General features: G+C 61.1%; 14 protein-coding genes. 7 read left to right on the forward strand and 7 right to left on the reverse strand.

Annotated elements, in window-relative coordinates:
* Positions 1 to 74: 74 nt before the first annotated feature.
* The 4 genes from JJB99_RS12345 to JJB99_RS12360 form a co-directional block, all read right to left on the reverse strand.
* Positions 75 to 1,433 carry a tyrosine-type recombinase/integrase gene (locus JJB99_RS12345; protein WP_200499008.1) on the reverse strand — a complete coding sequence of 453 codons (1,359 nt, stop codon included), beginning with the start codon at positions 1,431 to 1,433 and terminating at the stop codon, positions 75 to 77.
* Positions 1,434 to 1,995: 562 nt separating this feature from the next.
* A complete protein-coding gene (locus JJB99_RS12350; protein WP_200499009.1) occupies positions 1,996 to 2,802 on the reverse strand; it encodes an ABC transporter permease in 807 nt (268 codons plus the stop codon).
* Positions 2,799 to 3,395, reverse strand: coding sequence for an ABC transporter ATP-binding protein (locus tag JJB99_RS12355; protein WP_200499010.1), 597 nt, complete (start codon positions 3,393 to 3,395; stop codon positions 2,799 to 2,801). The genes JJB99_RS12350 and JJB99_RS12355 overlap by 4 nt, the downstream gene beginning before the upstream one ends.
* Positions 3,396 to 3,398: 3 nt before the next feature.
* Positions 3,399 to 4,433 (reverse strand): Cj0069 family protein, encoded by a 1,035-nt coding sequence (locus tag JJB99_RS12360; protein ID WP_200499011.1) that lies wholly within the window; start codon positions 4,431 to 4,433, stop codon positions 3,399 to 3,401.
* Between the two features lie 664 nt (positions 4,434 to 5,097).
* On the opposite strand from JJB99_RS12360, the gene JJB99_RS12365 reads away from it, so the two are divergent.
* The 7 genes from JJB99_RS12365 to JJB99_RS12395 all read left to right on the forward strand — a co-directional run bounded on the left by JJB99_RS12365 (position 5,098) and on the right by JJB99_RS12395 (position 10,307).
* On the forward strand, positions 5,098 to 5,325 hold the full coding sequence (locus JJB99_RS12365) for a PepSY domain-containing protein (RefSeq protein WP_200499012.1): 228 nt from the start codon (positions 5,098 to 5,100) through the stop codon (positions 5,323 to 5,325).
* A 17-nt stretch (positions 5,326 to 5,342) separates the two neighbouring features.
* Complete coding sequence (locus JJB99_RS12370) at positions 5,343 to 6,248, forward strand: DUF1259 domain-containing protein (RefSeq protein WP_200499013.1); 906 nt, start codon at positions 5,343 to 5,345, stop codon at positions 6,246 to 6,248.
* 21 nt (positions 6,249 to 6,269) lie between these two features.
* Positions 6,270 to 6,449, forward strand: a complete 180-nt coding sequence (locus JJB99_RS12375) for a hypothetical protein (RefSeq protein ID WP_200499014.1) — start codon at positions 6,270 to 6,272, stop codon at positions 6,447 to 6,449.
* The gene (locus JJB99_RS12380) at positions 6,425 to 6,841 is read left to right on the forward strand and encodes a hypothetical protein (RefSeq protein WP_200499015.1); all 417 of its coding nucleotides are present in this window, start codon (positions 6,425 to 6,427) and stop codon (positions 6,839 to 6,841) included. The genes JJB99_RS12375 and JJB99_RS12380 overlap by 25 nt, the downstream gene beginning before the upstream one ends.
* A 49-nt stretch (positions 6,842 to 6,890) precedes the next feature.
* Positions 6,891 to 8,039, forward strand: coding sequence for a chromate efflux transporter (gene chrA / locus JJB99_RS12385; protein ID WP_200499016.1), 1,149 nt, complete (start codon positions 6,891 to 6,893; stop codon positions 8,037 to 8,039).
* 10 nt (positions 8,040 to 8,049) lie between these two features.
* Positions 8,050 to 9,468 carry a YncE family protein gene (locus JJB99_RS12390; protein WP_246775221.1) on the forward strand — a complete coding sequence of 473 codons (1,419 nt, stop codon included), beginning with the start codon at positions 8,050 to 8,052 and terminating at the stop codon, positions 9,466 to 9,468.
* Between the two features lie 92 nt (positions 9,469 to 9,560).
* Positions 9,561 to 10,307: a hypothetical protein gene (locus tag JJB99_RS12395; protein ID WP_200499018.1), complete on the forward strand. Its 747-nt coding sequence runs from the start codon at positions 9,561 to 9,563 to the stop codon at positions 10,305 to 10,307.
* A 1-nt stretch (position 10,308) separates the two neighbouring features.
* Here JJB99_RS12395 and JJB99_RS12400 read toward each other — a convergent pair whose 3' ends face one another.
* The 3 genes from JJB99_RS12400 to JJB99_RS12410 form a co-directional block, all read right to left on the reverse strand.
* Complete coding sequence (locus tag JJB99_RS12400; RefSeq protein WP_200499019.1) at positions 10,309 to 10,599, reverse strand: hypothetical protein; 291 nt, start codon at positions 10,597 to 10,599, stop codon at positions 10,309 to 10,311.
* Between the two features lie 481 nt (positions 10,600 to 11,080).
* Entirely contained in the window at positions 11,081 to 11,413 is a 333-nt protein-coding gene (locus JJB99_RS12405; protein ID WP_200499020.1) for a hypothetical protein, read from the reverse strand.
* Between the two features lie 80 nt (positions 11,414 to 11,493).
* Complete coding sequence (locus tag JJB99_RS12410) at positions 11,494 to 11,985, reverse strand: Hsp20/alpha crystallin family protein (RefSeq protein ID WP_200499021.1); 492 nt, start codon at positions 11,983 to 11,985, stop codon at positions 11,494 to 11,496.
* Between the last annotated feature and the right edge of the window lie 34 nt (positions 11,986 to 12,019).

Below are 12,019 nucleotides of genomic sequence, written 5' to 3' on the forward strand. Positions count from 1 at the left end.
CGTCGTCTCGCGCGACCGACCCCCGACGTGTGCGTAAGAGAAGTCCCTCGGAACGCGAGCCAACAAGCTTGAGGTCAGGCTGCTCGCCGAATTCTTTCTTGCTTCTCGTCGAGAGCGGTCGGCTTCGATCGGAATTGGCTCACAGCTGTTCGGCTTGCCCGGTGACCAAGCCATTCGATTACAGCTCCATGTTCTGTGCGCAACTTACCGAGTGCGGAAAACATGACGGTACTGATGGCTTGTTGTTGGCTGCGCAGATGGTCTTCAACCAGTTTGTGTCGAGTGACATAGCCTGCATTCACTCCAGGGATTGAATGGTTCATGAGGAGCTTGGCGTCGAATTCGGAAACGCCGGCAGCGGTGGCAATTGTTCGAAATGTTTGACGAAGGTCATTGCCCCATTTTGATAAGATATCTCGATCCTCCTTTGTTTCCGCAAGGTGTCCGGAGGCGCTCTCGGCTGGGAATAACCACTCTTGCGCCTGAGACGGATGCATTTGCCTGCCGAAACGAAGCACCCGAATGAGGCTTAGGATCATTTCCCGAGACAGCGGGATGTCGAACGCGCGCTTGCTACCTCCCTTGGGCTTAGGGATGTGGAGCGTTCGCCGTCGAAAATTGATGTGTTCGGGCTTAGCCCGCTGCAATGCGGTGGGCCTAGACCCACACAGCAATGTGAAAAGATGAAACTCGCGCCGAATTGGATTGTCTAGATTTGCCAGCTCTACGAACCATCCTTTCAAATCGCCGGTGCCCATTCCAGTATTCCTGCGCTCCTCCTGATTCCAATCGACTGCATCTGCTGGATTGTCACGCGGCAGCGATCGATTGGTCTTCCGAGCATGATTGTAAATGGCCCGCAGCGTCCGCATGCTGCCATTCGCCATGTAGGGACCGTTCTCCTTGGTAAGTTCATCATGCTTTTTGGCAACGCGACCGGGATCGTTCGCGAGATCGAGCAGAGGGGTGTCGAGCCATTCCGCAAAGAGTCGTTCGACGTGATCGCGATATCCACTTATCGTTTTCTCGCTACGGCCTTTTCGGATCAAGTGGGCTTCCAGATAGCGTTGCCAAGCCTGCTTCAGGGTGGTAACCGCTACAGCAATATTCCCATCGGCCTCGGCCTGTTCGGCTTTCCCGCCTTGCCTTGGTTTCGGGTGCTGTCCTTTGCTGATCTGAGCAAGATATTCCTTAGCGATCGCGCGGGCCGCTCGGGTCGTCAACTCGCTGGCATCTCCAATGGACACTCTGACGGTTGAGGCCCGCCTTCCTCGATGTCTAAGATCACCTTGAACAGTGAAGGTTCTTTTTCGCTTCCCCACGACCACGAAGAAGCCTTTCAACTCTGTATCGCGAGCCAGATACCATCCATCTTCAGGGGTCGGTAGCTGAGCGATGGCCTTGTCGTTGAGAGCAATGCGAATGTCGGTCATGAGCGTGGACGTGAACTGCTAAAACGGTTTTCAAACGGTTTTGGCGAGCCGAGGTGTTTGAAGGTCTGGGTTCGCTGGACGGCGACGCTATGCGACAAGGCTCTATAAATAAAAGGCCTTCTTGCACGTTGTCGTAGTGTGGCGCAGTTTCAGAAATGATAGCAAGGCGCCGGCTTTGAACTCTTAATCAGCGGGTCCCAGGTTCGAGCCCTGGTGCGCCCACCATCTAAAAGGCCTTCTTCTTCAATAGATTACGAGCAGGTCCGCCGAGAACGAAACGGGTCTCGTGCGACGTTTTTTTGCTGTCAGACTTCGTGCGGCCAGATTGCTGTTCAGCTTTTCCTTGCTTCTGTATCTTCACCCCCATTCGATATAGCACGCAGATCCGATGGCACAGGCCGTGCGCGTGCTCGTCGTGGAATAGGATATTGGAGCGAGCAAAACGGACAATCTGTTTCTGCCCGTCGCCGCAACGAGCGGCCGAATGATCGAATGTCCGCGACCGCGGTCTACCAGCTGGAATCTACGAACCAGGAGTGGATCGTTCCGCCGACCCAAGCTTTCAATTGGGTGTATCTGAGGCAATTCGATCAAGGCGTAATCGATGTCGATGATCGGTGAGCAGGCGTGCTCCTCCCATGACAGCAACGAGAGTGCCTAAGCCTGTACCGCCAGCGATCAGGAACATAATCAGCAGTTGATACTTTGCCGCGTCCACGGGCTCGACGCCCGCGAGAATCTGGCCAGTCATCATCCCGGGCAAGGAAACAAGGCCGATCGCCGCCATGCTGTTCATGATCGGCATGAAGCCGCTTCTCAACGCGTCCCGGACGATTGGCAGCAGTGCCTGATGCCGAGTACCGCCGAGTGCAAGACACGCCTCTACGGCGGTCCGTTCGCGCATAAGGCTATTCGTCAGCACGTCCAGGCCCAGGCTTATGCCGGTCATGGTGTTGCCCAGGATCATGCCCAGCAAAGGCAGCGCATAGCGCGGATGATACCAGGGATCCGGGCGCAGCTCCGTCAGGAGCGCGAACATCGTGATGGTACCCGCGGCGAGCAGGGTGCAGCCGGCGCCCAAGCTGTAGCTCCAAACGCCCGGCAAGCGCCGCTTCTGCCGCGCGACGATCTCCCGCGAGGCGAAGAGAACCATGATGAGGGCGGCAAGGGCGGTCCAGAGCGGCGACACCGCAGCGAACAGGAACGTCAGCACGTATCCAACGAGGACGAGCTGAAGCACCATCCGCACAGTCGCGATGGCCAGTTGTTTTTCAAGCTTGAGACGGAGAACAAGCGAGAGAGTGCCGTCCATGACGACAAGGAGAGCGGGCAGGACCAAATCACCGTACGACAGTTGGATGTAGGTCACGGTCGATTTTCCTCGATCCCACCATCGGGGCTCATCGCAAATACCCTTGACCCGACCCGGCGGGCTTGAGCGTCGTCGTGGGTACTCCAAACGACGCTCGTTCCACTCGCAATGCGTTCGGCGATCAAGGATTCCACGGCCGCGGCGGATGCCGAGTCGAGCGCCGAGGTTGGCTCGTCCAGCAAAAGCACCCGCGATCGCAGCATAAGCGCCCTTACAAGTCCCAGCCGCTGTTTCTCTCCGGAGGAGAGCCTCTGGATTGGCCAGGGTCCGCAGTCGTCCGACAGCCCAAAACGTCTGACCAGCGGGAGGGCGTCATCCCAGCCCGTGAAGTGCTCTTGCACGGTGTCGCACCACCAGCCGGGCTCGGCGGCGACATAGGTCACTTGTTTTCGCCAGGCAGGAGCGGGCATCGCTTCTCTCAGCGTTCCGTCCAGCTTGACCGTTCCTTCGTTGGGATCGAGATCCGCGATGGAGCGGAGTAGCAAGGTTTTCCCGACTCCCGAAGGCCCTTGCAGGGCGACGCATTCGCCGTCCTGCAAGTGGAACGACACGGAAATGTGCAAGCGCTTGAGCCCGCTGACCGTCAACATGCGTCAAAGCTTAAGCTGCAGCCGGTCGGCAACCCGGCTGGCGATCTCCGTCGGCGCCTCGACCGGATAGGGATGCACCGAGCTGACATTGATCTCGCCGAGCACGTAGCTGTCGCTCCCGTCCGTCTGCACCCGGCCAAGCATGAAGTCGGCGTCCCAGATCATGGGCAGGTCATCACGGGCGATATCGAGCAGCGAGGTTAGCTGTGGCGTCCACTCGTCCTCCATCAACCGGCGCAGTCGCTGGAAGCGCGGGTCTGCATTGGATGTATAGAGCCGCGGTCCGGCCTCGGAACGCGCGGCGGGCGAGTCGACCAGGGGTTTGACTTTGTGGTGACCGAAGCCGGCGCAGCGGTCGCCTGCCATATAGCAGCGAATCACACCTTCGCTTAGGCGCGGCTGGTAGGGTTGATCGATCACGCTGCCGCTTTCGAAATGCTCCGCGCAGCGACGAAGAAAATCATCCAGCGTCAGTTCCTCGGACGCGTCCTTGGTCGCGTCGAGCACCCTTATCGTGGAGGTGTTCGGCAGCGTCTCGACCTTCCAGACGCCTTGGCCGCCGTTACCGCGGTTGCGCTTGATCACGCGTGGACCGGTTGCGAGCCGTAGAGGCAGCTCGGCACGCATCGCGGCGGCGGTTTGATATAGCGCCGTGTCCGATCCCCACCCCATCGAGCGGGTACGATAGAGGACCTCTTTGGTGCCCATCTTGAGGATGACGTCCGGATGAGCGCTGACCCACACGCCCTGCGTGGCGACGTCCCGCAGCAGGGAGTCGAGACCGGCGCGGTTACGGCCGTCTTGAATTGGGTTGACCCAGACGAGCACGCCGCCCACCGCGAGCAGTTGCTCACGGACCGCGTCTGCGAAGCTTTCGTCGTAGATCACTGGCCGCGCTTCGACGCCGACGGCGGCGAGCGCTTCGATGACGTCAAAGAAGCGGCTTTTTTGCGGGGTCGCATCCCGTCGCGCGGCATCATCTCCTCGCGAGAGGATGGCGACGGTACGTCGATGGAAGGGTCGTCTTTCGATGTCCATGCGCAAGCTCCACGTTTTGCGTGCTGCGCAGAGCTTGGACCGAAGTCTCGCCGGGAGTCTGCCTGATCCCGCTCGGGCAGTCTACGTGAGTTCGCTTGGCCCCATCAAGGGGCCATTCGCCTTTCCGGATGCCATTCGATCGCTGAAAAACTCCCTGACGTAGGGCCCCATATTTTCTTGGAATCCTTCGGCCCACGCAGGTTGACAGCCCCGCCATCCGGGCTTTTATTCAGGCCACGGGGAAATGCGATCTCCCCGCGAGGCGTCATGCCCAAGAATCGCGTCCTGATCACCAAGGGCGCAGCATGTCAGTATCGTACACCTCCATTTCACCCGACAAACTGTCTCGATTGATAAGCACGGCGGCTGCGCCGGCGCTCATTGACGTATGCAGCGGATTTTTCGGCCGACCCGCGCCGGATTCCCGGCGCCGTGCGGCGCTCGCATCTCGACGTCCGGGATTGGGTGTCTCGCCTGACGGGCCAGTCCGCCGTCGTGGTTTGGCACAAGGGCAAGGAGCTCAGCAAGGGAGCGCAGGTTTCCTGCTCTACGACGCGTTCTACCGATGCGCGATGCGACCAAGGAGACGCACCACTGGCCGAACAACAAGATCAAGTGAGGAGGCAGGGCTACTTCCGGGGCAGGGATAACCAGGAGACCAAAGATGCGGACATCAACGATCTATCGGACCGCGCTCCTCTTGGCGCTTGCGGCGTCGCCCGCACATGCCCTGACCCAGGAGGAACTGATCGCCAAGATCCAGGCGGCCGGCTACTCGCAAGTGCAAGACGTCAAATCGACGGCCGAAGGCATCACCGCGCAGGCGGTAAAGGAGGGTAAGCCGGTGAAGCTTGTCGTCGACAGCAGTGGCCAAATCAAAGAGCGGAATTGAACGTGAGGAGTAACACCATGAAGAAGACCATCCTGGCCCTCGTCGGCATCGTCTGCCTTTTCGCATTCCGCTTCGCGCCCTTGTTCCCCGCGTATGCTCAAGATGCCGACTGGCAGAAGGTTGAGGAGACACTCGGTCGCAAGCCTGCCGTCTCCGACGACGTTCGCCGCTACGGCTTCCCCCGCAGCGACCTCTCCGTGACTTTGGACGGCGTCACGATCAAGCCGGCGCTGGCGCTGGGCGGCTGGGTTGCATTCAAGCCCGTGCATGGCGGCGCCATGGTGATGGGCGACCTCGTGCTGCTCGAGACCGAGATCAATCCGGTGATGGCGAAGATGATCGCGAGCGGCCTCGAAATCACTGCCGTGCACAATCATCTGCTGCGGGCGAGCCCGGCGACGTTCTACATGCATGTCGCCGGCCACGGCGACCCCGTCAAGCTGGCCTCGGCCATCCACGATGGTCTCGCCGAAAGCAAGACGCCGCTGACCGTCGCGGCGCCGGCGAACCCGCCGCCCGCCGTCGATATCGACACTGCGAAATTGGACCAGATCATCGGCGTGAAGGGCCAGGCCAATAGTGGCGTCTACCAGTTCAACGTCAAGCGGCGCGACCCGATCACGCAGGACGGCATGCCGTTGACCCCAGTCAGCCCGATGGGCGTCGCGACCGGCATCAATTTCCAGCCGACGGCGGGCGGCAAGGCCGCCATCACGGGAGACTTCGTGTTGACCGGCGACGAGGTCAACCCCGTCATCCTGGCGCTGCGGACGCATGGCATCGAGGTGACCGCACTGCACAGCCACATGCTGGACGAGCAGCCTCGGCTCTTCTTCATGCATTTCTGGGCGAACGACGATGCCATCAAGCTCGCAGAAGGCCTACGCGCAGCGCTCGACAAGACCGCGAGCACGAAGAGCTAACGAAACCTGGGGGATCGAAGGATGCGAACGTTCACAGCCATGTTCCTGGCGGCAGTCGGAGTTCTTGCGGGCATGAACGCTGCGGTCGGCCAGACCAGTTGCAAAGTCTGCGCCGACCAACAGAAGGCTTGCATGAAGAACTATGCCGGACCGACCTGCAAGTCCGAGTATCAGATGTGCATGAAGGCCTGCAAAAAGTGAGCCGGATGCGTGAGCTGGTAGGCATCACGCGGTTATCGGTCGTCGTAGCCGCGGCTATTGGATTCGGGTCGCAAGCGTCTGACGGAGCTGTCGCTGCCGATGCGCGCAAGCTCTCCGGTGTACAGATCAAGGCCAGGCTTGTCGGCATGCAGCTTACAGACAAGGTGCACTATCGCCTTGTCTACGATCCCGACGGCACGCTGAGAAGCTATTCGATGGGCGCCAAGAAGGCCGGAAGGTGGTCTATCGAAAAGGACGACCTGTGCTTGCGGCTGGGTGAGAACGATGACGGCTGCTACGCGGTGACTCTCAAGGGCCAGAGTGTCGAATTGGTGCCATCGGGACTCGGGCCTCCGCTCGACGGGATTCTCGAACCCGCAGATCAGAATTGAAGGGGGCAAGACTGTGACGACGACAACAACGATCGGTGAACGCGGTGGGATGGGTGAATTGGTCCGCTACTTTCTGCGACTGGGCTTTCTCGGCTTCGGCGGACCGGTCGCACTGGTTGGCCAGATGGAGCGCGAACTCGTCGACGACAAAAAGTGGCTCACCAAAGAGCAGATGCGCGAGACCATCGCCATCTGCCAATCGCTGCCCGGACCGCTCGCGATCCAGGTCGGCATCTTTATCGCCTATTTGCGCTGCGGTTTCTGGGGGGCCTGGGCCGGCGGCTGGGCGTTCATCCTGCCAAATTTCATCATCGTCGCGGCGCTTGGCGCGCTTTTCGTCCACCTCGGAGATCTCAAGGCGGTCACCGGAATCTTTTATGGCGTCAGCCCGGCCGTGATCGCTCTGATCCTGCATTCCTGCTACCGGCTTGCCAAGCTCGGCATGGAAGACTGGCTGCAGTGGGTGATCGCAGCCGTCTGTCTGGCCGTCACCGTGATCCTGAAGGCCGAGGTCGCGCTGCTGTTCATCGGGTCGGGTATCGTGGGTATCGTCTATTACGGCCAGGTCAGGCGCCCACCGGTCGCGCTGCAGCTTGCGCTGATCCCGGCGGCGGCGCCCGCCGCCGTCCCGGCCGCGACCGGTTCGACGCTCGGCAAGCTGCTGCTGTTCTTCCTCAAGGCGGGCTCGCTGACCTTCGGCAGCGGGCTCGTCATCGTTCCCTTCCTGGAGCAAGGACTGGTGCAGCAGTACGGCTGGCTCAATGAGCGCGAATTCCTGGTGGCTGTCGCGATCGGCATGATGAGCCCCGGGCCGGTCGTGATCACGGCAACCTTCGTCGGCTATCTGGTGGCGGGCTTCTGGGGCTCTCTGATCTCGACGGTCGGTATCTTCTTGCCGTCCTTCCTGCTGGTCCTGATCGCGGCCCCGTTGCTGGCGCGCCATCGCAAGAATCCGAATGTGCAGGGCTTCGTGAAGGGCGCTTACGCGGCGGCGATCGGAACCATCTTGGGCGCGAGCTTCCTGCTCGGCAAGATCGCGATCGGCGACTGGCTGACTGCGCTCATCGGCATCGTCTCGCTCGCCGTGCTGTTTCGTTGGAAGGTCAGCAATCCCTTGCTTATTGCCGCGACGGCGGTCATTGGGTTGGCTGCCTATCCGGTCCTGCAGCCTGCATGGGTGCTCACAGGGCTGAAGTGAGATGATAGCGATGCGAACGATGTTGGGGAATGCTCAAACAGGGCTGCGCCTTCCGGTCGTAGTCCTGGCGATCCTGTTGACATCGGTCGCCTCCGCGCTGGCGGGCGAAGATGAGACCGTCGTCTTCGTCTGCCAGCACGGGGTGGTGAACAGTCAGATCGCTGCGGCCTATTTCAACAAGGCCGCGCACGAGCGAGCGCTGCCATTCAGGGCGGTCTCCCGGGGCATCGATCTCTACCGGTCGGTGCCGGTGCGGATCCAGGACGGCCTTGCACTGGATGGTCTGGAGGCGGCCAACGCGCCACAACAGCTTGCCGTCGAGGACATGACCGCGGCAGGCGGGGTGGTGGCGTTCGATAAGATTCCGGCGGAGCGGCGAGCAGGCGTCAACGTGAGCTACTGGTCCGGCGTTCCCTTGGGCATCGACGATTACGAAACAACCCGGGATCAGATCGTCCAGCGCATCGACGCACTTATTCCGACGCTGGCGGCAGCCGCCGAATCCGCGGGGAATAAGGTGCCACTCCAGCTCCAAACCAAGATCCCGCTCGGCGATGTCCGCGGGCGGATCGATCATTTGGCCGTCGATCTGAAGCGGCAGCGATTGTTCGTGGCCGAACTCGGCAATGACAGTGTCGGCGTCGTCGATCTGGCCGCAAACACCGTCCTCAAAACCATCACAGGGCTCAGCGAACCCCAGGGCGTCGGCTATGAGCCGTCGACCGACACCCTCTATGTCGCCGACGCCCGCGATGGATCGGTCCGGCTTTACGAGGCCAACGAGTACAAGGCGACCGGACGGATTGAACTTGGCGGCGATGCCGACAACATCCGGATCGACGCGGTCGGCAAGCGCGTCATCGTAGGCTATGGCGATGGTGGTCTGGCGGTCATCGACCCGGCCACTCGCAACAAGGTCCAGAGTATCCCATTGAAAGCGCATCCGGAGAGCTTCCAGCTCGAGCCCAACGGCGGGCGCATCTTTGTCAACTTGCCCGATGCGCACGCGGTCGCAGTGGTGGACACCGCGTCCGGGAAGCTGATCGCCAACTGGCCAATGGACAAAGGCGGCAATTTCGCGATGACCATTGATCGCGACCGCGGCCGCGTGCTTCTGGCGTACCGTAACCCCGCCGCACTTGCCGTCTTTTCGGTGGACGGCAAGCCGATCGCGAGTGCGGAAACCTGCGGCGACGTCGATGACATCTTCATCGATGGGAGGCGCAATCGTGTTTATGTAAGCTGCGGCTCAGGATACGTCGACGTCCTTGAAATCGATGGGTCAGCCTATCGGAGGATCGCACGTTTGCCGACGGCAGGGGGGGCGCGAACGTCGCTGTTTGTGCCGGAGTTGGACCGTTTGCTTGTGGCCGTCCGGGCGGGGCCCGCTGGGCCGGCCGCGATCTGGGTGTTCAAACCAATGCCGTGAGATCGAATTCATCAGGAGGCAGCCCCATGTGCAGACGTAGCCGAGGCTTTCGCAGCTCCACGAGATGCTTTGTGCCACGGGTGGCGGTCACTTTGGCGCTGATCGCCTGGTCGGTTCCAGCTTCCGCCTATCGCCCATTCGATGGCACCGATGCGGCCGTTGCAAAGACGGGCGAAATGGAGATCGAACTGCAGCCGGCGGGGCGCTTGCGTGATGAGGGTGGGGCAAGCCTGATTGCGCCAGCCTGGGTCATCAACTACGGTTTGAGTGAAGGTTGGGAAGCCGTCTTCGAGGGCCAGGGACAGACCCCGCTTTCTCCATCCGGGCCAACCAGCCTGACTGCAGCCGGAGCGTTTCTCAAGCATGTGATTGTGCCCGGGAGCCTGCAGGACAAGACGGGCCCGAGCATTGCGACCGAATTTGGCGTTCTTCTCCCGGATAGTACCGGCAATGCAGGGGCCGGCTTGAGCCTGGCCGGCATTGTCTCGCAGCGCTGGGACTGGGGCACCATCCATCTGAACGCTGAGACGGCCCTAACCCGCGACCATCATGGCGATGTCTTTCTTGGCGCAATCATCGAGGGGCCGTCGACGTGGACAGTTCGCCCAGTCGCAGAAGTCTTCTACGAGAACGAGTTTGGGAAGGAGGAGACGTTTTCCGGTTTGGTCGGCTTGATCTACCGGGTGCGAGACGATTTGAGCTTCGACGCCGCAGTCCGTCATGCACTCACCGGCAGGCACCCGGTGAACGAAATTCGCGCAGGCCTGACCTTCGGTTTTCCGCTTTCCTTCTTCGAAGGTCACGCCGCGGGACGGTCGTCGCCGATGCCGCCGAGATAGCCTACTGGCGATCCGATTTCTCTGGACGGGCGCGCCAGTCGCGGCCCACCGTCTGGTGATCCTGGTTCGGCGCAGCCTGACCGGCGTGGTCGTTCTCGCCGCCTTGGGCCTTCCAGTCGCGTCCGATCTTGACGTCCTCAGCGCGACTGCGATCCTGCTCACGCGATTGCTCCGACTGTTGGGGCGGTTGTGCCTCCTGAACCGGGGTGGACTGCGCTTGGGCGGCGGCTCCGCCGAATGCGACGGTCAGCGCGAAAGCGGATAATGCAGCAAGCGATGTAGAGCTTTTCATGGTGGCTCCTTCCTCATCAGAACTGTGCATTAACTTGCCGGAACGCGCATAGTTCGTAAATGACCGCGTTTTCACCTATGCCGCGACCGCGTATCGTGAAATGCGCGAGCGGATCTAGGCTGAGGCGCCGCGCACGGATCGATGTGCTTTTGGACTTGCTAGCGCTACGGTCTACGTAGGCGAATGTCAGTTCGCACCTACGGCGAATGTCGCTATCGGTGGTTGCCTCGTATGACCGTGCGACGAATGCCTACTTTCGGTCGGATAAGTCCAGTAGTGAGATCAGTAAGTCATTGATTGTTCTTGAGCCGTCGCCGACTCTTAATCAGCGGGTCCCAGGTTCGAGCCCTGGCCGTGACTTCCTGCGTTGAGATCTGGAACGCCGCCGTCGATCACTGTATCCGGATCGAAGCGCCCAACAGCTTCGATGCGGCGATGCGGTGGCCGAGGAGCTCGACTGCCGGCACTGCGGGAATGAACATCACAAGCGCCAGCGCTGTGCGGCGGCCCATGGCCGCCGCAGTCGCATGGCGATGCCGCCGCGGGGCGGCGGGTCGTCGTCGCCTCCGCCGTCGAGCTGGCGCAGCGCGGCGAGAATGTCGGCGAGCCGGATGGTATGACCCATGCCGGGAATCTCGCGCAAAGCAGGACAGGATTCGACCGCGAACATGTCGGATGCCCAGGACGACAGGATGATCCGCTTCTCCGGAGCCGAGAGCGCTCCGTCGTTCAGCACGTCATTCGGAGACGCATAGTGCGCGGCCGGATGAAAGAGGGGATGAAGATTGCCGGCGTTGGTGTTGGCGTTTGTCATCAATTGCCTCCCTTCATGCTCCTTTCCGAGGGACGGGGTTTGATGGGTTGGGCGGCGGTGCCGCCGCCCGTGATCGTTCTCTATTGCGCGTTGATGGCGATGCGCTTGACACCGGCGCGCGGGTTTTCCGATTTCGGCAGCGAGATGGTCAGGAGGCCGTTTTTGAACGACGCCTCGGCCTTGTCCTCCTCGACGTCCTCGAGCGGGATCTGCCGCTCGAAGGAGCCATAGTAGCGCTCGGTGAAGTATTTGCCTTCGTCCTTGCGCTCGCTCTTCTTTTCGCCGCGGATGGTCAGGACGCCCCGCGCGATTTCGATCTGGACGTCCTTCTCCGTCATGCCGGGAAGCTCGGCGGAGATCGTCAGCGCCTTGTCAGTTTCGCTAAGCTCGATCTTTGGCCAGCCGAACTGTCCTTCCATCAGCGGCGAAAGGCCGGTGCCACTGAAGCCGCGGAAGACATCGTCGAACAGGCGGTTCATTTCGCGATGCAGCGTCATGAACGGATCGTAGGTGCCGCGCGCCGGCGCAAGCTCCTGGTTTCTCGACCAGGGAATGAGGTCACGAATTGCCATTGGTTTCTCTCCTTCAGTGCATGAGGCAGGAGGC

Source organism: Bradyrhizobium diazoefficiens, assembly GCF_016616235.1.
GTDB classification, from domain to species: domain Bacteria; phylum Pseudomonadota; class Alphaproteobacteria; order Rhizobiales; family Xanthobacteraceae; genus Bradyrhizobium; species Bradyrhizobium diazoefficiens_H.